Consider the following 20,950-nt stretch of genomic DNA (forward strand, 5'->3'; position numbering starts at 1 on the left):
TGGTGAGAAGGTGACTTTTTCTTCCCTTTTTTACACTCACCGCTAATGACTAAAGAAAGGACCCGACCATGACTTTTCGCCATTGTGTGGCTGTCGATTTAGGCGCATCCAGCGGCCGCGTAATGCTCGCGAGCTGGGACCGTGAGCAGCACACGCTTTCGCTTCGCGAAATGCACCGTTTCGCCAACTGCCTGCAAAAGCAGGACGGTTTTGAGGCCTGGGATATCGATGCCCTGGAGGCGGAGATCCGTATCGGACTGAACAACGTCTGCGACGATGGCATTCGCATCGACAGCATCGGCATCGATACCTGGGGCGTGGACTACGTTCTGCTTGATAGCCATGGCGAGCGTGTCGGCTTACCGGTGTCTTATCGCGACAGCCGCACCGACGGCCTTATGGCGCACGCTATCGCCCAGCTTGGCAAGGACAACATCTACGGGCGCAGCGGCATTCAGTTTCTGCCGTTTAACACGCTCTATCAGCTGCGCGCTCTGGTCGAGCAGCAGCCGGAGCTGGTCGCGGACGTGGCCCACGCGCTGCTGATCCCGGACTACCTGAGCTATCGCCTGACCGGCAACATGAACTGGGAATATACCAACGCCACCACCACGCAGCTGGTCAATATCAACTCGGATAGCTGGGACGAACATCTGCTGGCCTGGACGGGGGCATCGCCTTCCTGGTTCGGCACGCCAACTCACCCGGGCAATGTGATAGGTCACTGGATTTGCCCCCAGGGGAACGCAATCCCCGTCGTTGCCGTCGCTAGCCACGATACCGCCAGCGCGGTGATAGCCTCCCCACTTGCGAGTAAAGACGCGGCGTACCTCTCGTCCGGCACCTGGTCGCTGATGGGCTTTGAGAGCAAAACCCCGTACGCCAGCGACGCCGCGATGGCCGCAAACATTACCAACGAAGGCGGTGCCGAAGGGCGCTACCGCGTACTGAAAAACATCATGGGGCTGTGGCTGCTCCAGCGGGTGCTGAAAGAGCAGAACGTTACCGACCTGCCTGCGCTTATCGCCGAAACCGAGAAGCTGAAGGCCTGCACGTTCCTGATCAACCCGAACGATGACCGCTTTATCAACCCGGCGCATATGAGCGCCGAAATTCAGGCCGCCTGCGTTGAGGGCGGACAGCCGGTGCCGTCCAGCCCTTCCGAACTGGCGCGCTGCATTTTTGACAGCCTCGCCCTGCTGTATGCCGACATCCTCAGCGAGCTGGCGAGCCTTCGCGGAAAACCGTTCAGCCAGCTGCATATCGTGGGCGGCGGCTGCCAGAACCAGCTGCTGAACCAGCTCTGCGCGGATGCCTGCGGCATCACCGTGGTGGCAGGTCCCGTGGAGGCCTCCACGCTCGGCAATATCGGCATTCAGCTGATGGCCCTGGACGAACTGTCCAACGTTGACGACTTCCGTTCGGTGGTGGCGGCGAACGCCAGACTGACCACCTTTACCCCCAATCCCTGCCGTGAAATTGCCCGCTTTCGGGCGCAGTTTCAGCAAAACCGACTGACTAAGGAGCTTTGCGCATGACCACTCAATTAGAACAAGCCTGGGGCCTGGCTAAACAGCGTTTCGCCGCCGTCGGCGTGGATGTCGAAGAGGCGCTGCGCCAGCTCGACCGTCTGCCCGTCTCCATGCACTGCTGGCAGGGCGATGACGTCGCCGGTTTCGAGAACCCGGGCGGTTCCCTGACGGGCGGTATTCAGGCCACGGGTAACTACCCTGGCAAAGCGCGTAACGCGACCGAACTGCGCGCCGACCTGGCGCTGGCGCTGAGCCTGATCCCGGGGCCAAAACGGCTGAACCTGCACGCGATTTATCTCGAATCCGACGAGCCGGTGGCGCGCAACGAAATCAAACCAGAACACTTTAAGAACTGGGTGGAGTGGGCCAAAGCCAACCGGCTGGGCCTGGACTTTAATCCGTCCTGCTTCTCACATCCGCTGAGCGCGGACGGTTTTACCCTCGCCCACGCGGACGACGACATCCGCCAGTTCTGGATCGACCACGTGAAGGCCAGCCGCCGCGTCTCGGCGTATTTCGGCGAGCAGCTCGGCACGCCGTCGGTGATGAACATCTGGATCCCGGACGGCATGAAGGACATCACCGTCGATCGTCTGGCTCCGCGCCAGCGCCTGCTGGCCGCGCTGGATGAGGCCATCAGCGAGAAGCTGGACCCGGCGCACCACATCGACGCCGTAGAGAGCAAGCTGTTCGGCATTGGCGCCGAGAGCTATACCGTTGGCTCGAACGAGTTCTATATGGGTTACGCCACCAGCCGCCAGACCGCGCTGTGCCTGGATGCCGGCCACTTCCACCCGACCGAGGTGATCTCCGACAAAATCTCCGCCGCCATGCTCTACGTGCCGCGCCTGCTGCTGCACGTCAGCCGTCCGGTGCGCTGGGACAGCGACCACGTGGTGCTGCTGGATGACGAAACCCAGGCGATTGCCAGCGAAATCATCCGTCACGACCTCTTTGACCGCGTGCACATCGGCCTCGACTTCTTCGATGCCTCCATCAACCGCATCGCGGCGTGGGTTATCGGCACCCGCAACATGAAGAAAGCCCTGCTGCGCGCGCTGCTGGAGCCTGTCGCCACGCTGAAACAGCTGGAGGCTAACGGCGACTACACTGCGCGTCTGGCGCTGCTGGAAGAGCAGAAATCCCTGCCGTGGCAGGCGGTGTGGGAGATGTACTGCCAGCGTAACGACGCCCCGGCGGGCAGCCAGTGGCTGGACAACGTGCGGGCGTACGAGAAAGACGTGTTGAGTCAGCGCGGGTAATTGCCCCCTCACCCCTGCCCTCTCCCCAAAGGGGAGAGGGAGCAAACCATCCCCTCGCCCCTTTGGGGAGAGGGTTAGGGTGAGGGGGAACTCTCACCGCGATAACTGGAAATGAAAACTATGCAGACCATCACCACTTCCTGGTTCGTCCAGGGCATGATCAAAGCCACCTCCGACGCCTGGCTGAAGGGCTGGGACGAGCGCAACGGCGGCAACCTGACGCTGCGCCTGGACGACGCGGATATCGAACCGTTCGCGGCTGATTTCCACCAGAAGCCGCGCTATATCGCGCTGAGCCAGCCGATGCCGCTGCTCGCCAACACGCCGTTTATCGTCACCGGCTCCGGCAAGTTCTTCCGCAACGTCCAGCTCGACCCGCAGGCCAACCTCGGCGTGGTGAAAGTGGACAGCGACGGCGCGGGCTACCACATTCTGTGGGGCCTGACCGACGAGGCGGTGCCCACCTCCGAACTGCCGGCGCACTTCCTCTCCCACTGCGAGCGCATCAAGGCGACTCACGGCAAAGATCGCGTGATCATGCACTGCCACGCCACCAACCTGATCGCCCTGACCTACGTGCTGGAAAACAGCGCTGATTTCATCACCCGCAAGCTATGGGAAGGCAGTACCGAGTGTCTGGTGGTATTCCCGGACGGCGTGGGCATTCTGCCATGGATGGTGCCGGGTACCGACGAAATCGGCCAGGCCACCGCCGTCGATATGCAAAAACACTCTCTGGTGCTGTGGCCGTTCCACGGCGTCTTCGGCAGCGGCCCAACGCTGGATGAAACCTTTGGCCTGATCGACACCGCCGAGAAATCAGCGGAAGTGCTGGTGAAGGTGTACGCCATGGGCGGCATGAAGCAAACCATCACCAGGGAAGAACTGATCGCACTGGGCAAACGCTTTGGCGTGAGCCCGTTGCAGTCCGCGCTGGATTTATACGCATAACGCCTTCGCAGGAAAAACGTTGATCGTTAAGGAAAATTATCATGAGCTTTATGTTGGCACTTCCAAAAATCAGCCTTCACGGCGCGGGCGCAATCGGCGATATGGTCAACCTGGTAGCGAACAAGCCGTGGGGAAAAGCGCTGATTGTTACCGACGGCCAGCTGGTAAAGCTGGGCCTGCTCGACAGCCTGTTTACCGCGCTGGACGCCCATCAGATGTCGTATCACCTGTTCGATGAGGTGTTCCCGAACCCGACGGAAGCGCTGGTGCAAAAAGGATTTTCGGCTTACCGGGACGCGGAGTGTGATTACGTGATTGCCTTCGGCGGCGGCAGCCCGATTGATACCGCCAAGGCGATTAAAATCCTCACCGCCAACCCAGGCCCGTCAACCGATTATTCCGGCGTCGGCAAGGTGAAAAACGCGGGCGTGCCGCTGGTGGCGATCAACACCACCGCAGGCACGGCGGCGGAGATGACCAGCAATGCGGTGATCATCAACTCCGCGCGACAGGTGAAAGAAGTGATCATTGACCCGAACATCATCCCGGACATCGCCGTGGACGATGCCAGCGTCATGCTGGATATTCCCGCCTCCGTGACCGCCGCGACCGGTATGGATGCCTTGACCCACGCCATTGAAGCCTACGTGTCCGTTGGCGCGCATCCGCTGACCGACGCCAACGCGCTGGAAGCGATTCGCCTGATCAACCTGTGGCTGCCGGAAGCGGTCGACAACGGCCATAACCTTGAAGCGCGCGAGCAGATGGCGTTTGGTCAGTATCTGGCGGGCATGGCGTTTAACAGCGCCGGTCTGGGTCTGGTACACGCCCTGGCGCACCAGCCGGGCGCGACGCACAACCTGCCGCACGGCGTGTGCAACGCCATTCTGCTGCCGGTCATCGAAAACTTTAACCGCCCGAATGCAATCGCGCGTTTTGCCCGCGTGGCGCAGGCGATGGGCGTCGATACACGCGGCATGAGCGATGAAGCCGCCAGCATGTCCGCCATTCAGGCGATTCGCGACCTGAGCGCTCGCGTCGGTATCCCTGCGGGCTTCAGCCAGCTCGGCGTCACCAAAGCCGATATTGAAGGCTGGTTGGATAAGGCCCTCGCCGACCCGTGCGCGCCGTGTAACCCGCGCACCGCCAGCCGTGAGGAAGTTCGCGAGCTCTATCTGGAGGCATTATGATCCGCAAAGCGTTTGTGATGCAGGTGAACCCGGACGCGCACGAGGAGTACGCGCGTCGCCACAACCCGATTTGGCCCGAACTTGAATCGGTGTTGAAAGACCATGGCGCACACCACTACGCCATTTATCTCGATAAAGCCCGCAACCTGCTGTTTGCGACCGTAGAGATTGAATCGGAGGAGCGCTGGAGCGCGGTAGCGAACACCGACGTCTGCCAGCGCTGGTGGAAACATATGGGCGACGTCATGCCGTCGAACCCGGATAACAGCCCGGTGAGTGCGGAGCTTAAAGAGGTCTTTTACCTGGACTGATGTGTTAACGCCGCTGCCCCCGCGGCGGCGGCAATCTCCCGCCTGCTGCTCAGCGTAAACGCCGACACCACCGTAATCGCCAGCACGAAACAGCCCAGCATCAGATACGTCTCCTGGAAGCCGATCCGGTCATACATATTCCCGGCAAAAGCGGAGAGAATAATCGCCGCCGACTGTTTGGCGAACTGGAAGCCAATCAGGTAAATGGTGGCCGACAGCCGGGTATCAAACACCCCGGTGATGTACTTGAAGGCGCCTACCAGCAGGAACGGGACTTCCAGCGCGTGCAGCATCTTGAGGGCAATCACCTCCACGGCGGTGGTGGCGAACGATGAGCCGATAATGCGCGTTGCCATAATCACCCCGGCGATCAGCAGCGTGTTCTTCGCGCCGATGCGGTTAATGATCCACGGCGAGCAGAACATGATGATAGCGTTACAAATCTCCCCCGCAGTCGTTGCGAAACCAAAGGCGCGGGTGCCTTCCTGCGGCGTGGCGAAGAAGGTTTTGAAGAAGGTGGCAAACTGCTGATCGAAAACGTCATACACGCAGGCCACGCCAATCACATACAGAATGAACATCCACATTCTGCGCTGGCGGAACAGGTTGAACACGGTTTTTGCGGTGATTTGCGGCTGGTTCGCGCCCAGGGCATCCATCACCTGCGCCGTCTGGTTGGGCTTCGGCTTCGCGACCACCAGCAGGAGCATCAGCAGCAATGCCGCTCCCGATCCCATCCAGAAAACATACGACGGATCGATGCCGAACAGGATGCCGCCCGTTGAGGCGCACAAGCCCCAGCCGAGACAGCCAAACATCCGCGCCTTGCCGTATTCAAAGAAGCTGTTGCGGCTCACGCGCTCGATGTAGGCCTCAATGGCCCCCGATCCCGCCGAGAAGACAAAACCGATATACAGCCCGCCGCTCAGCGCGCCCAGCCAGATATTGGCTTTCAGCAACGGCGCGAAGACGTACAGGAAGAACGGTGCGAACAGAAACAGCAGCACCGCGATGATCCACAGCAGGTGTTTTTTTAGCCCCAGCTTGTCCGAAATGACGCCCAGCAGCGGCTGGAACGCGATGGCCGACAGCGAGATGCAGGAGAAGACAATCCCGGTATGGGTTTTATTCAGGCCGATGATGTCCGACAGCCAAATCGGCAGGAACGGAAAGCAGGTGGCCATGATGAAGAAGTAGAGAAAGAAGAACAGCCCGAAGATCCAGAAGTTAGGGTTGTCTTTGTGGGTACAGGTTGTTGTGTTCATTATTTTTATCCTCAACGGAGGGCCGGTTCCCCGGCCCGTCACCCTTACACGCGTTCGACGCCAATCAGAATGGCGGTTTCCGGATCCAGAATCGGCAGCGCAATGCCCGCCTGCATCAGCCACTCGCCGCTCACCGTTTGCGGCGTTTCCATCCACTCTGGCAGCTTACGCATGGTGTGCCCTCCCTTGCCCGTAATCTGAATATTCGGGTGATCGAGCAGCGTGACGCAGTACCGCGCGCTGGCCTCCAGCCCCGCCATACGCAGCGGCATCATCAGGGTGTAATCCGGCATCGCAAGCTGGCTGACCATAAACAGCCCCTGCGCCTTATCTTCGCTCACAATCCCCTGCGCCAGCGTGGTGGCATCCGGCATATCAATACGCCACTGGGTACCGTGGTGAATGACCTCCCGCCACTGCTTGTGCAGCGTGGCGTAATGGCGATAGCCTTCGCGCTCCTGTGCGTCCACGGTGAGCGGATCCAGTTCCAGCCCCATATGGCCGAACAGCGCCGTCAGACCACGGAACTGGATGCTGTGCTGGCGGAAGGTGGCGTGACATTTATGATGACCGATATGCGCGCCCATCACCTCCGGCGGGAAGAAGTAGCTCATGCCGCGCTGGATGGTGCTGCGCTCCAGCGCGTCGTTGTTGTCGGACGCCCAGAAGCGGTGGCTGCGGGTCAGTACCTCATAATCAATACGCCCGCCGCCGGAAGAGCAGGATTCAAACTCAATGTGCGGGAAGCGCTCGCCCAGCACTTCCAGCAGGCGGTAAAACTTGCGCGTCTGGGCGTCGGCGGCGGCTTTACCGTTGTGTCCCGGCTGCACCAGCTCGCGGTTCATGTCCCACTTCACATAGTCGACCGCATGCTCGCCCAGCAGCCAGCTCATGCGTTCCACCAGGTAATCAAAGGCCTCCGGGATGTTGAGATTGAGCACCAGCTGGTGTCGTCCGGTCGCCTGGGGATAGCCCGGCAGCGCCAGCACCCAGTCAGGGTGCGCACGGTACAGATCGGAATCGGGGTTGATCATCTCCGGCTCAACCCAGATGCCAAACTCCATGCCGAGCCGTTTGACGTGGTCGATCACCGGCGTCAGGCCGTTCGGGTATTTCTTCTCGTCCAGATACCAGTCGCCCAGCGCGGCATGGTCGTCATTACGGCCTTTGAACCAGCCGTCATCGATGATGAAGCGCTCCACGCCCAGCGCGGCCGCCTCGTCGGCCATGCGCATGATGTAGTCCGGATCGTGGTTGAAGTAGATCCCTTCCCAGGTATTGAGGTGCACCGGGCGCGGTTTGTTTTCCGGGAAGCGGATGACGTTGTCGCGCAGGTAGCGGTGGAACGGCTGGCTCATGCCGTTCAGGCCCTGCGTGGAGTAGCTGGCATACAGGCGCGGCGTCCAGAGCGTATCGCCCTTCTCAACCGTCATTTCACCCGGCAGGTAGAGCGCTTCAGCCTGTAGGTAGCGACGACCGTCGGTTTTCGCTTCCGCGCGCAGGCGGTGATTACCGCTCCAGCCCAGATGCACGCCCCAGACGTCGCCCTGCATTTCGCTGAACGACGGCGTACCGGCAACCAGCGCCGGGAAGTGCTCGTGGGAGGTTTTACCCCGACGGTTTTCAATCACAAAGCTGTCGTGTTCAAGCTTTACGCGGTGCGGCTGAAATTCTCTGATCCAGCGTCCGTGGAAGGCCATCACCTCCTGCGCGCGCTCGGCCACCGGCAGCGTGACGGCGAAACGGTCCACCTGCCAGGGGATCGCTTTCAGGTTAGTTAAACCGTGACGAACCACCAGCACGCCGCTGGCATCCAGCGCCAGCTCGCTGGTCAGGCGCAGTCCCGCATGCTCATCTTCGGCGGTTATCGTCAGGGTGTTTACGTCCTGCTGCACCTGCGTGGTTTTGAACACCGGGGAACCGTCCAGCCCCTGGCGATGTCCCTCAATGCCCGGCGAGCCAAACAGGCCGTGTCCCAGCTCGGCCATCAGCGTGACCGGGGAGTCAACGTCCAGCCTGCCGTTGGCAACAGGGCGCGCAATGCTCAGCGCATCCTGCGGCGAAAAGTGTTGAAGGTGCGGCCCCCAGTAGAGAATTTCGGCGAACGGATGGGTTTTAATCACCACGTCTACCGTCGTGGTTTCAAGTCGTAAAACGGAATCTTGCATCAGACATCTCCTGTCATCGGGATGATCTGAGTGTTGATCCGAAACGTTTCGGATACAAACCAAAACGTTTCGGATCTGTGATCGGGTTTGGAATTTTAGTGGGTTTAGGCCGTCTGGCCCGGAGAGAATTCTGGCTGCCAGAGCACCTGAAGCTGTTCAATATCGTCGCCGTTAATCAGCTGGCGCACCATATCGGCAATCTGTTTCCCGACGCCCTGGCGAGTGGACTGGATCACCGACGCCACGTCGATATCGACGATGCTGTCCTGCGGCAGTCCGTCATAGACCACCAGCGCGACGGCGTTGTCGCCGGATAAGCGCCCCAGCTGCGCCAGCGCCATCGCCGCGCCGTCGCCGTGGGTATTGCAGTCGGTGATGATGGCCGTGGGCGGCTGCGGTAGAGCAAGGAGTTCTTTGGTGGTGGCATACCCGACGCGGCGCGAAGGCGGCATGGCGCGCAGCCATTCGCTGGAAAGCCCGGCTTCCCGCAGGGCGTCCAGATAGCCCTGACGGCGCTGGGTGATAAACGCCTGATTGTTGCTTTCGCCAAGTAGCGCGATACGCTGATGGCCTTTCTCGATCAGCCAGCGGGTAGCCTGATGCGTACCGGCGTAGTTGTCGAAGTCAAACCACGCGTACGGCTGCGGAAGGTGGCTGCGCCCGAGCGCCAGGAAAGGAAAACCGGCGGCCTGCAGCTGCTCAAGACGGGGATCGTGATCCAGCGTGTGCGCCACGATCAGCGCGTCGACGCGGCGGCTTTGCACCATGCGCATATAGCTGTGCTTATCCGCCAGATCGTCGTCGGCGATGAGCAACAGGTCGATCTCATGTCGCGCCAGTTCGTGGCTAATTTCGCCGACCATGTCCATAAATACGCTGTTGTTGAGCGGAACAGGATGTACGGGAAACACCAGCCCGACGGCGTCAATTTTGCCCATCTTCAGGCGGCGGGCGAAGGTGTTCGGTCGGTAACCACGGCGCTGGGCCTCTGCTTCCACGCGTGCGCGCGTCTCGGCGGAGACGTCGTCATATCCGTTGAGGGCGCGGCTGACGGTGGTGACTGACAGCCCCAGTTCTTTGGCAATGGCTTTAAGCGACATGAGTTTCCGTATCTCTGTTAGTTTTGTTCCGCCACCAGCAGCGCGTGCGTATCCGGCTCCAGCGCCTTAAAGATATGCGGCAGATCGGCGGGATAACAGATGTAATCTCCCGGGCCGAGCTCTTCCGCCGCGTCAAGCAGACCAACCAGCGCCCGTCCCTGCGTCACAATAATATGCTCTACCGAACCCGGCGGATGCGGCTGGGAAATGCGGTCTGCGCCCGGCTGGGTAAGCAGGAGGTATACGTCGCGTCGCGCGCCCGGTGGGCATGCCGCCAGCAGTATCGCCTCGTAGTTGGCCTGTCCGGCAACGACCTTCGTCCCTTCACCACGACGGATCACCTGAGTGGTAGGCTGCTGTGGTTCGAGCAGGCGGGCAAAGGGGATATCCAGCGCCACGCAAAGCGACCACAGCGTTTCCAGGCTCGGGTTACCGTTGCCGGACTCAAGCTGAGAAAGCGTGGATTTGGCGATCCCGGCGCGGCGAGCAATTTCCGCTAGCGAAAGTCCGGTTCGCAGGCGTTCTCGCACCAGGCTTTTGGCGATTACGCTGATTGGCTGCGTCATAAAACGGCCCTTTTGTTCTATAAATCGAACGAATCGTTCATCTTGAAAAACACTTTTGTTGCGTTCATTATAATGGATACACGTTCGATATGGCTAAAAATGTATGAAGCATCATCTCTCTTGCCTGAAAGGCGACACCATAAAAGCAATCATCCTAGTCTGCCTCGCGGTCGGCGTGGTCGGGATGTCATACGGCTCCCTGGCGATGGCCTACGGTTTCCCGGTCTGGGTACCGTTTGTACTCTCCATCACCGTACTCGCGGGCGCGTCAGAGTTTATGTTTATCGGCATTGTGGCAAGCGGCGGTAATCCGCTGGCGGCCGCGGCCGCGGGGTTGCTGGTCAACGCGCGGCACGTGCCGTTTGGCGTGACGGTGCGTGAACTGGTGGGCAAGCGTGGCCTGAGCCTTTTAGGCTGCCACATCATGAACGACGAAAGCGTGGTCTTTGGCCTTTCGCAAAAAACGGCCGAACAGCGCAAAGCGGCGTACTGGTTATGTGGTTTAGGCGTGGCGATTGTCTGGCCGCTGGGGGCCCTGCTGGGCGCCATGGTCGGCAAACTGCTGCCGGACCCGGAAACCATTGGCCTGGACGCGGTATTCCCGGCCATATTGCTGGCGCTGGTGGTTCCCGCGTTTAAAAACCGTACCACGCTCATCCGCGCCTGCAGCGGTGCCGTTGTGTCGCTGGCCGCCGTGCCGTTTGCCCCGGTGGGATTACCGGTGCTGCTCTCTTTACTGGGTCTCGCTGCGAGGAAAAAATAATGGGAAATATGACGTTTTTTATTCTCGGCATCGCCATTTTGTCTGCTGGAACGTATCTGATGCGTCTTGGCGGGGCGAAACTGGGCAGCAGGCTGGCATTGTCAGAGCGTTCGCAGGCGCTGCTGTCAGATGCGGCAACGGTATTGCTGTTTTCCGTGGCGCTGGCGACCACGTTTTATGAAGGCGAACATTTCGCAGGAATGGCGCGCGTGCTGGGCGTGGCGTTTGCGGTATTTCTGGCCTGGAGAAAGATGCCGTTAATTGTGGTGATCGTAGCGGCGGCGGTGGTAACCGCGCTGCTGCGCGTGGCGGGCATAAGCTGAAAAAAGCGCCCCGGGGGCGCTCTTTCGACGGTGTGACAGCTTATTTAGTCAGTTCAGCGGTCATGTGTACGCGGTTACCTGAGAACGCCTGGGTAATTTTGTAAGATGACGCGCCGGCTTCCTGAGCCTGAGCCGCGATTTTCGCTTCTGCGCCATCAATGGTTGACGCGGTTGCGGTCACGGTCTGTGCAGCGAAAGAACCGAAAGAAGTAGCCAGAGCGATTACAGCGACAAAAGTTTTGATGCTTTTCATAATATAAACCCTTTCATTAAGTTGTTTAGGTAAGGCACCGTGCCTTGATGAGATAAATACTAGACCTCATCTCCCACAACTAAAAGCGGAAGGATTTGCTATTATCATTCAAAATTATTGACTAACGATTAATCGCTGTGGATGGGTATAAACGGTCGCCCTTCCCGGCTTGCAGAAGCCCACCAGCGTCAGGTTGCAGCGCTCCGCCACCTCCACCGCCAGCGTCGTTGCGGCTGAGACCGCAAACAGAATTTCCACACCGCACATCGCGGATTTTTGCACCATCTCATAGCTGGCGCGGCTGGAAACGAGTGCCGCCCCCTGCTTCCAGACGTCACTTTCACGCGCCCGGCGACCGAGCAGCTTATCCAGCGCCACGTGGCGGCCAACGTCCTCATGTCCGCCGGCAATATCGCCCGACGGCAACACCCATGCCGCCGCGTGCGTGCAGCCGCTCAGCTGGCCGATGGGCTGTACATCGTTCAGGTGCTCGAGCGCATGGTCGAGGTGAGCCAGATCAAAGGACTGAGTAAACGGCAGTGGCGCAACGGGTTTGCCAATATCATTGAGCTGCTCAACGCCACAGACGCCGCAGCCGGTACGGCCGGCCAGCGCACGGCGGCGCTCTTTCAGCCCCATAAAGCGGCGGCTGGAGAGTTCGATTTGCACTTCAAGGCCGTTGCACGCCTGCACCACGTCCATGCCGTAGATCTCCTGCGGATGGTCGATGATGCCTTCCGAGAGGGAAAAACCGATGGCGAACAGCTCAAGATCCTTCGGCGAAGCCATCATCACCACGTGGGAGATACCGTTGTAAACGAGCGCAACGGGCACCTCTTCCGCCAGAAAATCCGGCGTGGCATGGGTGATGTGGGGCGGTCTGTGTACCGACAGTTCCACAATGCCCGCAGGCAGTGGTGACGAGTGGGGAGCACGGTTTTGTTTAGACACAGCGGAATTCCTGAACAACCACGGAGGTGAGCCTGCTATTGCAGCATAATCCACAGGCGTTACGCATAGTATGGATCAACTTTTCAACAATCATTCTCCTACTCATTTAGAAGGGGTGCAACCCGACACCCGCTACACCCCTTTAACAAGCGGAGCTGTTAATGTGATCGATATCACACTTTATAATCAACATGGTGATAATACGTTCACTTTGTATTAACGCCATTAGAACAGCTGTACCGACATTGTGGTATTCTGATGATATCCCTCGTGGAATTGAGGGATTAACGCAAATTTTTTTCCTTTGCGGTCAATCTTCAGCCGCGAAGTCAAAACTACATATGTAAGCAATGTCGAAACAAGGAGTGACCCATGCAGGTCAGCAGAAGGCAGTTCTTTAAGATCTGCGCTGGCGGTATGGCAGGCACCACGGCAGCGGCACTGGGCTTTGCGCCCGGCGTAGCGCTGGCGGAAACGCGGCAGTATAAACTGCTGCGCACCCGTGAAACCCGTAATACCTGTACGTACTGCTCTGTCGGTTGCGGGCTGTTGATGTATAGCCTCGGCGACGGTGCTAAAAACGCCAAAGCGTCTATTTTCCATATCGAAGGCGACCCGGATCATCCGGTCAACCGCGGCGCATTGTGCCCGAAAGGGGCCGGTCTGGTGGACTTTATCCACTCCGAAAGCCGCCTCAAATTCCCGGAATATCGCGCGCCAGGCTCCGACAAATGGCAGCAAATCAGCTGGGAAGAGGCGTTCGACCGCATCGCAAAACATATTAAAGAAGACCGCGATGCCAACTTTGTTGAGAAGAACGCCGACGGCGTTACGGTCAACCGCTGGCTCTCCACCGGGATGCTGTGTGCCTCTGCTTCCAGCAACGAAACAGGCTATTTAACCCAGAAATTTACGCGCGCACTCGGTATGCTCGCGGTCGACAACCAGGCGCGTGTCTGACACGGACCAACGGTAGCAAGTCTTGCTCCAACATTTGGTCGCGGTGCGATGACCAACCACTGGGTCGACATCAAGAACGCCAACCTCATTGTGGTGATGGGCGGTAACGCCGCTGAAGCGCACCCTGTCGGGTTCCGCTGGGCGATGGAAGCCAAAATCCACAACGGTGCGAAACTGATTGTGATCGATCCCCGCTTTACGCGCACAGCGTCAGTGGCGGATTTCTACACCCCTATTCGTTCAGGTACTGACATCACTTTCCTGTCAGGCGTATTGCTGTACCTGATGACCAACGAAAAATATAACCGCGAATACACCGAAGCCTATACCAACGCCAGCCTGATCGTGCGTGAGGATTACCACTTCGAAGCTGGCCTGTTCAGCGGTTACGACGCCGAAAAACGCAAATACGACAAAACCAGCTGGAACTACGAGCTGGATGAAAAAGGCTTTGCGAAGCGCGATACCACCCTGCAACACCCGCGCTGCGTGTGGAACCTGCTGAAAGAGCACGTATCCCGCTACACGCCGGAGGTTGTCGAAAACATCTGCGGTACGCCGAAGGCGGACTTCCTGAAGGTGTGCGAGCTTATCGCCGAAACCAGCGCGAAGGACAAAACCGCGTCGTTCCTGTACGCCCTCGGCTGGACGCAGCACTCCATCGGCGCGCAGAACATCCGTACCATGGCGATGGTTCAGCTCCTGCTCGGCAACATGGGGATGGCAGGCGGCGGCGTGAACGCCCTGCGCGGTCACTCCAACATTCAGGGTCTGACCGACCTCGGCCTGCTGTCTCAAAGCCTGCCGGGTTACATGAACCTGCCAAGCGAGAAACAGACCGATCTGCAAACCTACCTGACGGCCAGCACGCCTAAACCGCTGCTCGAAGGCCAGGTAAACTACTGGGGCAACTATCCGAAGTTCTTCGTCTCGATGATGAAAGCCTTCTTCGGCGACAAAGCGACGGCGGAAAACAGCTGGGGCTTTGACTGGCTGCCGAAGTGGGACAAAGGCTACGACGTTCTGCAGTATTTCGAGATGATGCACCAGGGCAAAGTGAACGGCTATCTGTGCCAGGGCTTTAACCCGGTTGCCTCGTTCCCGAACAAGAACAAGGTTGTTGAGTCGCTGTCGAAGCTGAAGTTCCTGGTGACGATTGACCCGCTCAATACCGAGACCTCGACCTTCTGGCAGAACCACGGTGAATCGAACGACGTCGATCCATCGAAGATTCAGACCGAAGTGTTCCGTCTGCCGTCTACCTGCTTCGCGGAAGAGAACGGTTCTATCGTCAACTCCGGACGCTGGCTGCAGTGGCACTGGAAAGGCGCGGACGCACCGGGCATCGCCATGAACGACGGCGAGATCCTGGCCGGCATCTTCTTACGCCTGCGTAAGATGTATGCGGAAGAAGGCGGCGCGAACCCGGAACCGGTGCTGAACATGACCTGGAACTACTCGACGCCGGAAAACCCTGCGCCGGAAGAAGTGGCGATGGAGAGCAACGGTAAGGCGCTGGCGGACGTTATCGACCCGGCCACCGGTACCGTGCTGGCGAAGAAAGGCGATCAGCTCAGCACCTTCGCACACCTGCGCGATGACGGCACGACCTCCAGCGGCTGCTGGATCTTTGCCGGTAGCTGGACGCCGAAGGGCAACCAGATGGCCAACCGCGATAACGCCGACCCGTCGGGCCTCGGCAATACGCTGGGCTGGGCATGGGCATGGCCGCTCAACCGCCGCATCCTCTATAACCGCGCATCCGCTGACCCGCAGGGCAACCCGTGGGATCCGAAGCGTCAGCTTCTGAAGTGGGACGGCGCGAAATGGGGCGGCGTGGATATTCCGGACTACAGCACTGCCGCACCGGGCAGCGACGTTGGGCCGTTTATCATGCAGCCTGAAGGGATGGGACGCCTGTTTGCTATCGATAAGATGGCGGAAGGTCCGTTCCCGGAACACTACGAGCCGTTTGAGACGCCGCTGGGCACCAACCCGCTGCACCCGAACGTGGTCTCTAACCCGGCAGCCCGTATCTTTAAGGGCGATTTTGAAGCGCTGGGTAAAAAGGACAAGTTCCCGTACGTGGGCACCACCTACCGTCTGACCGAGCACTTCCACTACTGGACCAAGCACGCGCTGCTTAACGCCATCGCGCAGCCGGAACAGTTTGTGGAGATCGGCGAGAAGCTGGCGGGCAAGCTCGGCATCGCCCATGGCGATACCGTGAAGGTCTCCTCTAACCGCGGCTATATTAAAGCCAAGGCGGTGGTGACCAAGCGTATCCGCACGCTGAACGTTCACGGTCAGGAGGTGGACACCATCGGTATCCCGATCCACTGGGGCTATGAGGGTGTGGCGAAGAAAGGGTTCATTGCGAACACCCTGACGCCTTTCGTCGGCGATGCGAACACGCAGACGCCGGAGTTTAAGGCCTTCCTCGTGAACGTGGAAAAGGTGTAACGGAGACGACTTATGGCTTATCAATCTCAAGACATTATCCGTCGTTCCGCGACAAACAGTTTCACGCCCGCGCCTCAGGCGCGGGACCACCAGCAGGAAGTGGCGAAGCTTATCGACGTGACCACCTGTATCGGCTGTAAAGCCTGTCAGGTGGCGTGCTCGGAGTGGAACGATCTGCGTGACGAAGTGGGTCACAACGTCGGGGTGTATGACAACCCGGCGGACCTGACCGCCAAGTCCTGGACGGTGATGCGTTTCTCGGAAGTGGAGCAGAACGACAAACTGGAATGGCTTATCCGCAAAGACGGCTGTATGCACTGTGCGGATCCGGGCTGCCTGAAGGCATGTCCGTCAGAAGGGGCTATCATTCAGTATGCCAACGGCATCGTCGACTTCCAGTCCGAACAGTGCATCGGCTGTGGCTACTGCATCGCGGGCTGTCCGTTCGACGTACCGCGCCTGAACCCGGAAGACAACCGCGTCTACAAATGCACGCTGTGCGTTGACCGCGTCACCGTCGGCCAGGAGCCAGCGTGCGTGAAGACCTGCCCAACCGGCGCTATCCACTTTGGCTCCAAAGAGGATATGAAAACGCTGGCGGCAGAGCGCGTGGGCGAGCTGAAAACCCGTGGTTACGACAACGCGGGCCTGTACGATCCGGCCGGAGTTGGCGGTACGCACGTGATGTACGTGCTGCACCACGCCGACAAGCCGAACCTGTATCACGGCCTGCCGGAGAACCCGGAAATCAGCGCCACCGTGAAGTTCTGGAAAGGCATCTGGAAACCGCTGGCAGCGGTCGGTTTTGCTGCCACCTTCGCAGCGAGCATCTTCCACTACGTCGGCGTTGGTCCGAACCGCGCGGAAGAGGAAGACGACAACCTGCATGAAGAGAAAGACGAGGTGCGCAAATGAGAAAACGTGACACCATCGTGCGCTACACCGCGCCGGAACGCATCAACCACTGGGTCACCGCCTTCTGCTTCATGCTGGCGGCGATAAGCGGGCTGGGGTTCTTCTTCCCGTCCTTCAACTGGCTGATGCAGATCATGGGGACACCACAGCTGGCGCGTATTCTGCACCCGTTTGTGGGCGTCATCATGTTCGCGTCGTTTATCATCATGTTTTTCCGCTACTGGCACCATAACCTAATCAATCGGGATGATATCTTTTGGGCGAAGAATATTCGTAAGATCGTCGTCAACGAGGAAGTGGGTGATACCGGGCGTTATAACTTCGGCCAGAAATGCGTATTCTGGGCGGCGATTATCTTCCTGGTCCTGTTGCTGGTAAGCGGCGTGATCATCTGGCGTCCGTACTTTGCGCCTGCTTTCTCAATCCCGGTGATCCGATTCGCGCTGATGCTGCATTCATTTGCCGCAGTGGCGTTAATTGTGGTTATCATGGTGCATATCTACGCCGCCCTCTGGGTGAAAGGCACCATTACCGCGATGGTGGAAGGATGGGTAACCAGTACGTGGGCGAAGAAACATCACCCGCGCTGGTACCGAGAGGTCCGCCAGAAACAGGAAAAGTCATCTGAATGAGTATTCGCATAATCCCGCAAGATGAGCTGGGGTCGAGCGAGAAACGCACGGCGGATTATATTCCGCCGTTGTTATTCCCCAGACTCAAGAACCTCTACAACCGCCGCGCAGAGCGTCTGCGCGAGCTGGCAGAGAACAACCCGCTGGGCGATTTTCTGCGCTTTGCCGCGCTGGTTGCCCACGCGCAGGAAGTGGTGCTGTACGACCACCCGCTGCAAATGGATCTGACCGCGCGCATCAAAGAAGCCAACGCGCAGGGCAAGCCGCCGCTGGACATTCACGTCCTGCCGCGCGACAAGCACTGGCAAAAGCTGCTGCATTCGCTGATTGCCGAGCTGAAGCCGGAGATGAGCGGCACCGCGCTGGCGGTCATTGAGAATCTGGAAAAAGCCTCTGACCTGGAGCTGGAAGAGATGGCGAGCGCGCTGTTTGCCTCTGACTTCTCTCTGGTCAGCAGCGATAAAGCACCGTTCATCTGGGCTGCACTGTCGCTCTACTGGGCGCAAATGGCCAGCCTGATCCCGGGCAAAGCCCGCGCCGAATACGGCGAGGCGCGCCAGTTCTGCCCGGTCTGCGGCTCCATGCCGGTATCGAGCATGGTGCAAATCGGCACCACTCAGGGGCTGCGCTACCTGCACTGCAACCTGTGTGAAACCGAGTGGCACGTGGTGCGCATCAAGTGCAGCAACTGCGAGCAGACCCGCGATCTGAACTACTGGTCGCTGGAAAATGAAGAAGCGGCGGTGAAAGCGGAAAGCTGCGGCGACTGCGGGACCTACCTGAAGATTCTGTATCAGGAAAAAGACCCGAAAGTCGAAGCGGTGGCCGACGATCTCGCCTCGCTGATTCTGGACGCGAAGATGGAGCAGGAGGGCTTTGCCCGCAGCTCGATCAACCCGTTCCTGTTCCCGGGTGAAGGGGAGTAATTTCCTCTGACAGTGCCGGGCGGCGCGAGCTTGCCCGGCCTGTAATACCCGCTTTTTTTATCCGCGCCCACACGTCTCCAGCCCCTGCCACAGCACGACATTTCAGATTATATTTAGCCGCTACGCGTAGAAAACTCTCTCTTACTTCGTCACTATCCCTCGCAATAAAACATTACTTTTTGTAAGGGAAAATGTTGAAATGGAATTTCAACGATTAACGCCGGAAAGCGCCGTCTTTTTCATCTGCGCTATTCTCAGCCTTTCAGCGACGGCTGTCGCCGCACCGGCAGATGAGCAGTTTATTCTTCAGCAGCAGCGTCAGCAGGCACTGGAAGCCCAGTTGACGCCGCAGGTGCCGGATATTCGCCTGCAGCCCCCCGCCGAAAAAACCATCATCACGGCCTTTCCTGCCGAAACGCCCTGCTTTGTTATTCACGACGTCACGCTCTCGGGACAAGAAGCATTGCCACACTGGCTGCCGCTGCAACGCCTTGCGGATCGGGCGGTTGGAAAATGCCTTGGCGCGAAAGGGATTAATTACCTGATGAGCACGCTCCAGGACCGGCTGATTTCCCATGGCTGGACGACCGCCCGCGTGCTGGCCCCTGCTCAGGATATAAAAAGCGGCCATTTAAAGCTGGCTGTGATACCGGGAAAAATTCGTCACGTCACCTTAACCGGTGAGAGCAGCCCCTGGATTTGGCTATATGGCGCCTTCCCGGCGCATGACGGCAATCTGCTCGATTTGCGGGACATTGAACAAGGGCTTGAGAACCTTCAGCGTTTACCCACCGTGCAGGTGGAAATGGAGATTGTTCCTGCCGCACAACCCGGCGAGAGCGATATTGTCATTTCCCGCCAGCAGCGCAAATTCTGGCGGCTTGGCCTGTCGCTTGACGACTCCGGCTCATCATCAACCGGACGCTATCAGGGTGGAATGACCCTCTCACTGGATAACCCGCTGGCATTGAGCGATCTCTTCTGGTTTTCCATTAACCATGACCTGCAAACCGGACCGGAGAAAGGCAACCAAAACCTCAGCGCCCACTGGTCCGTTCCGGTTGGCTGGTGGGGGTTTTCCCTGACCGGAAGCGACTACCACTATCACCAGACGGTCGCCGGGTTGAGCGGTGATTACCGCTACAGCGGAAAGAGCCAAAGCGTGGTTGCCCAGCTCAGCCGGGTACTGCACCGCAACAGCGCGCAAAAAACCTCATTCACGTGGGACGTCGAGAGCCGGACAACGCGAAATTACATCAGCGACACTGAAATCGAGGTGCAGCGTCGCCACGTTTCCTCCTGGAAAGCGGGGCTTTCGCACCGTCACTATATTGGCCCGGCAACGCTGGATGCAGGAATCAGCTATCAGCGCGGTACTCGCTGGTTTGGCGCACAGCCTGCACCAGAAGAAGTATTCGATGAAGCCACGGCGCTGAGCCGCATTCTTCGCACGGATGCCCGCCTGAGCCTGCCGTTTGAGCTGATCGACCAGCGTTTGCGCTACGACATAGCCTGGCAGCGTCAGACCAGCACCACCCCGCTTACTTCGCAGGATCAATTCTCCATTGGCGGGCGCTGGACCGTGCGCGGGTTTGATGGCGAACGCACCCTGAACGCCGATCGTGGCTGGCTGGTACGCAACGATCTCTCCTTACAGACCCCTCTCCCGGGCACCGAGTTTTATCTGGCAGCCGACTACGGAGAAGTGGCGGGCAGCGGAACGGAATACCTGACGGGAAATCATCTGGCCGGCGGCGCAGCCGGGCTACGCGGCACGCTCTGGAAAGTCGGCTTCGACCTGTTTGCGGGCGTTCCGTTTTCTCGCCCCGAGGGGTTCAAAACCAGCCCGGCCACTTTCGGCTTCAACCTGAACATGGATCTCTGACGATGCGGTATGGCGAATTCAAGGTCCACTGTCCGCTTATGCTGGGCGAAACCCTTAACGAAGCGGAAGCGCTGGGTGCATCGGTCTGGTTATGGATGCACTCATTCAACCATCGGGATGCTCCGCTGCACGTCCTACCCGCGGTTCTTCTGCCCGTCATCAAGCGCCAGCAGTACGTCCTGGTGGAAAAAGAAGGTCGCCCGGTCTTTTTTTTGAGCTGGGCGTGGATGAGCGAAGAGGCTGAACGCCGCTACCTCAACGAGGCCGCCATTACCCTGCCAGAGGAAGACTGGTGCAACGGCGATCGCCTGTGGTTTCGCGACTTTATCGCCCCCTTTGGCCACGCGCGAGACATGTTCCGCCTGTTACGCGAAGAGATTTTCCCGCATCACATGGCCCGTTCTCTCTGGCATCGCGGTGAAGAAAAAGGACGCCGCATCAAAACGTTTTACGGCAAACGGGTCACGCGCGACGCGTTGCTGAACTGGAAAAAGACGCACCCGCTGCACGGATAACACATAAAAGGATTTTCAC

19 protein-coding genes are annotated in these 20,950 nt (G+C 59.0%); 13 read left to right on the top strand and 6 right to left on the bottom strand.

Annotated elements, in window-relative coordinates; translation table 11 throughout:
- Nucleotides 1–68 precede the first annotated feature (68 nt).
- The 5 genes from rhaB to rhaM all read left to right on the top strand — a co-directional run bounded on the left by rhaB (nucleotide 69) and on the right by rhaM (nucleotide 5,246).
- The gene (rhaB, locus tag GVO84_RS22315) at nucleotides 69–1,538 is read left to right on the top strand and encodes a rhamnulokinase (protein WP_159515145.1); all 1,470 of its coding nucleotides are present in this window, start codon (nucleotides 69–71) and stop codon (nucleotides 1,536–1,538) included.
- The gene (gene rhaA / locus GVO84_RS22320; RefSeq protein ID WP_121423268.1) at nucleotides 1,535–2,794 is read left to right on the top strand and encodes an L-rhamnose isomerase; all 1,260 of its coding nucleotides are present in this window, start codon (nucleotides 1,535–1,537) and stop codon (nucleotides 2,792–2,794) included. The genes rhaB and rhaA overlap by 4 nt, the downstream gene beginning before the upstream one ends.
- A 120-nt stretch (nucleotides 2,795–2,914) precedes the next feature.
- On the top strand, nucleotides 2,915–3,745 hold the full coding sequence (gene rhaD, locus GVO84_RS22325; RefSeq protein WP_159515684.1) for a rhamnulose-1-phosphate aldolase: 831 nt from the start codon (nucleotides 2,915–2,917) through the stop codon (nucleotides 3,743–3,745).
- 41 nt (nucleotides 3,746–3,786) lie between these two features.
- Nucleotides 3,787–4,935 (top strand): lactaldehyde reductase, encoded by a 1,149-nt coding sequence (fucO, locus tag GVO84_RS22330; protein WP_159515146.1) that lies wholly within the window; start codon nucleotides 3,787–3,789, stop codon nucleotides 4,933–4,935.
- Nucleotides 4,932–5,246, top strand: coding sequence for an L-rhamnose mutarotase (gene rhaM, locus GVO84_RS22335; protein ID WP_159515147.1), 315 nt, complete (start codon nucleotides 4,932–4,934; stop codon nucleotides 5,244–5,246). The genes fucO and rhaM overlap by 4 nt, the downstream gene beginning before the upstream one ends.
- Here the strand turns inward: rhaM and GVO84_RS22340 are convergent.
- The 4 genes from GVO84_RS22340 to GVO84_RS22355 form a co-directional block, all read right to left on the bottom strand.
- Nucleotides 5,234–6,511: an MFS transporter gene (locus tag GVO84_RS22340; protein ID WP_121423264.1), complete on the bottom strand. Its 1,278-nt coding sequence runs from the start codon at nucleotides 6,509–6,511 to the stop codon at nucleotides 5,234–5,236. The genes rhaM and GVO84_RS22340 overlap by 13 nt on opposite strands.
- 44 nt (nucleotides 6,512–6,555) lie before the next feature.
- Complete coding sequence (locus GVO84_RS22345) at nucleotides 6,556–8,679, bottom strand: alpha-galactosidase (RefSeq protein WP_159515148.1); 2,124 nt, start codon at nucleotides 8,677–8,679, stop codon at nucleotides 6,556–6,558.
- Between the two features lie 104 nt (nucleotides 8,680–8,783).
- On the bottom strand, nucleotides 8,784–9,779 hold the full coding sequence (locus GVO84_RS22350) for a LacI family DNA-binding transcriptional regulator (protein WP_121423262.1): 996 nt from the start codon (nucleotides 9,777–9,779) through the stop codon (nucleotides 8,784–8,786).
- A 17-nt stretch (nucleotides 9,780–9,796) separates the two neighbouring features.
- Nucleotides 9,797–10,345 (bottom strand): helix-turn-helix domain-containing protein, encoded by a 549-nt coding sequence (locus GVO84_RS22355; RefSeq protein WP_121423261.1) that lies wholly within the window; start codon nucleotides 10,343–10,345, stop codon nucleotides 9,797–9,799.
- A 103-nt stretch (nucleotides 10,346–10,448) separates the two neighbouring features.
- Here GVO84_RS22355 and GVO84_RS22360 point away from each other — a divergent pair, with 103 nt between their 5' ends.
- Entirely contained in the window at nucleotides 10,449–11,108 is a 660-nt protein-coding gene (locus GVO84_RS22360; RefSeq protein WP_032662709.1) for an AzlC family ABC transporter permease, read from the top strand.
- Nucleotides 11,108–11,431 (top strand): AzlD domain-containing protein, encoded by a 324-nt coding sequence (locus tag GVO84_RS22365; RefSeq protein WP_121423259.1) that lies wholly within the window; start codon nucleotides 11,108–11,110, stop codon nucleotides 11,429–11,431. Before GVO84_RS22360 ends, GVO84_RS22365 begins: the two co-directional genes overlap by 1 nt.
- A 40-nt stretch (nucleotides 11,432–11,471) precedes the next feature.
- On the opposite strand, the gene GVO84_RS22370 is transcribed toward GVO84_RS22365, so the two are convergent.
- A complete protein-coding gene (locus GVO84_RS22370; RefSeq protein WP_023309747.1) occupies nucleotides 11,472–11,684 on the bottom strand; it encodes a DUF1471 domain-containing protein in 213 nt (70 codons plus the stop codon).
- A gap of 114 nt (nucleotides 11,685–11,798) precedes the next feature.
- The gene (gene fdhD, locus GVO84_RS22375) at nucleotides 11,799–12,635 is read right to left on the bottom strand and encodes a formate dehydrogenase accessory sulfurtransferase FdhD (protein WP_121423258.1); all 837 of its coding nucleotides are present in this window, start codon (nucleotides 12,633–12,635) and stop codon (nucleotides 11,799–11,801) included.
- A gap of 372 nt (nucleotides 12,636–13,007) precedes the next feature.
- On the opposite strand from fdhD, the gene fdnG reads away from it, so the two are divergent.
- The 6 genes from fdnG (at nucleotide 13,008) to GVO84_RS22405 (ending at nucleotide 20,931) form a co-directional block, all read left to right on the top strand.
- Nucleotides 13,008–16,058, top strand: a complete 3,051-nt coding sequence (gene fdnG, locus GVO84_RS22380) for a formate dehydrogenase-N subunit alpha (protein WP_159515149.1) — start codon at nucleotides 13,008–13,010, stop codon at nucleotides 16,056–16,058.
- 12 nt (nucleotides 16,059–16,070) lie between these two features.
- Nucleotides 16,071–16,973, top strand: a complete 903-nt coding sequence (gene fdxH, locus GVO84_RS22385; RefSeq protein ID WP_010436855.1) for a formate dehydrogenase subunit beta — start codon at nucleotides 16,071–16,073, stop codon at nucleotides 16,971–16,973.
- Nucleotides 16,970–17,605, top strand: a complete 636-nt coding sequence (fdoI, locus tag GVO84_RS22390) for a formate dehydrogenase cytochrome b556 subunit (RefSeq protein WP_008501832.1) — start codon at nucleotides 16,970–16,972, stop codon at nucleotides 17,603–17,605. Before fdxH ends, fdoI begins: the two co-directional genes overlap by 4 nt.
- Nucleotides 17,602–18,531, top strand: a complete 930-nt coding sequence (gene fdhE / locus GVO84_RS22395; protein WP_010436850.1) for a formate dehydrogenase accessory protein FdhE — start codon at nucleotides 17,602–17,604, stop codon at nucleotides 18,529–18,531. Before fdoI ends, fdhE begins: the two co-directional genes overlap by 4 nt.
- Nucleotides 18,532–18,730: 199 nt before the next feature.
- A complete protein-coding gene (locus tag GVO84_RS22400) occupies nucleotides 18,731–20,416 on the top strand; it encodes a ShlB/FhaC/HecB family hemolysin secretion/activation protein (protein ID WP_159515150.1) in 1,686 nt (561 codons plus the stop codon).
- 2 nt (nucleotides 20,417–20,418) lie between these two features.
- Nucleotides 20,419–20,931 carry a toxin-activating lysine-acyltransferase gene (locus tag GVO84_RS22405; RefSeq protein ID WP_080330291.1) on the top strand — a complete coding sequence of 171 codons (513 nt, stop codon included), beginning with the start codon at nucleotides 20,419–20,421 and terminating at the stop codon, nucleotides 20,929–20,931.
- The last annotated feature ends 19 nt before the right edge of the window (nucleotides 20,932–20,950 follow it).

The sequence above is a fragment of the Enterobacter sp. SM3 genome (assembly GCF_009811935.2).
In the GTDB taxonomy this organism is placed as follows: domain Bacteria; phylum Pseudomonadota; class Gammaproteobacteria; order Enterobacterales; family Enterobacteriaceae; genus Enterobacter; species Enterobacter asburiae_D.

Coding starts and splice junctions, on each gene's coding strand:
- rhaA (WP_121423268.1), top strand. CDS start 1,535: ATGACCACTCAATTAGAACAAGCCTGGGGCCTGGCTAAACAGCGTTTC.
- GVO84_RS22345 (WP_159515148.1), bottom strand. CDS start 8,679: ATGCAAGATTCCGTTTTACGACTTGAAACCACGACGGTAGACGTGGTG.
- rhaD (WP_159515684.1), top strand. CDS start 2,915: ATGCAGACCATCACCACTTCCTGGTTCGTCCAGGGCATGATCAAAGCC.
- GVO84_RS22350 (WP_121423262.1), bottom strand. CDS start 9,779: ATGTCGCTTAAAGCCATTGCCAAAGAACTGGGGCTGTCAGTCACCACC.
- fdxH (WP_010436855.1), top strand. CDS start 16,071: ATGGCTTATCAATCTCAAGACATTATCCGTCGTTCCGCGACAAACAGT.
- GVO84_RS22370 (WP_023309747.1), bottom strand. CDS start 11,684: ATGAAAAGCATCAAAACTTTTGTCGCTGTAATCGCTCTGGCTACTTCT.
- GVO84_RS22405 (WP_080330291.1), top strand. CDS start 20,419: ATGCGGTATGGCGAATTCAAGGTCCACTGTCCGCTTATGCTGGGCGAA.
- rhaB (WP_159515145.1), top strand. CDS start 69: ATGACTTTTCGCCATTGTGTGGCTGTCGATTTAGGCGCATCCAGCGGC.
- GVO84_RS22360 (WP_032662709.1), top strand. CDS start 10,449: ATGAAGCATCATCTCTCTTGCCTGAAAGGCGACACCATAAAAGCAATC.
- fdhE (WP_010436850.1), top strand. CDS start 17,602: ATGAGTATTCGCATAATCCCGCAAGATGAGCTGGGGTCGAGCGAGAAA.
- GVO84_RS22340 (WP_121423264.1), bottom strand. CDS start 6,511: ATGAACACAACAACCTGTACCCACAAAGACAACCCTAACTTCTGGATC.
- GVO84_RS22365 (WP_121423259.1), top strand. CDS start 11,108: ATGGGAAATATGACGTTTTTTATTCTCGGCATCGCCATTTTGTCTGCT.
- fucO (WP_159515146.1), top strand. CDS start 3,787: ATGAGCTTTATGTTGGCACTTCCAAAAATCAGCCTTCACGGCGCGGGC.
- fdoI (WP_008501832.1), top strand. CDS start 16,970: ATGAGAAAACGTGACACCATCGTGCGCTACACCGCGCCGGAACGCATC.
- GVO84_RS22400 (WP_159515150.1), top strand. CDS start 18,731: ATGGAATTTCAACGATTAACGCCGGAAAGCGCCGTCTTTTTCATCTGC.
- rhaM (WP_159515147.1), top strand. CDS start 4,932: ATGATCCGCAAAGCGTTTGTGATGCAGGTGAACCCGGACGCGCACGAG.
- GVO84_RS22355 (WP_121423261.1), bottom strand. CDS start 10,345: ATGACGCAGCCAATCAGCGTAATCGCCAAAAGCCTGGTGCGAGAACGC.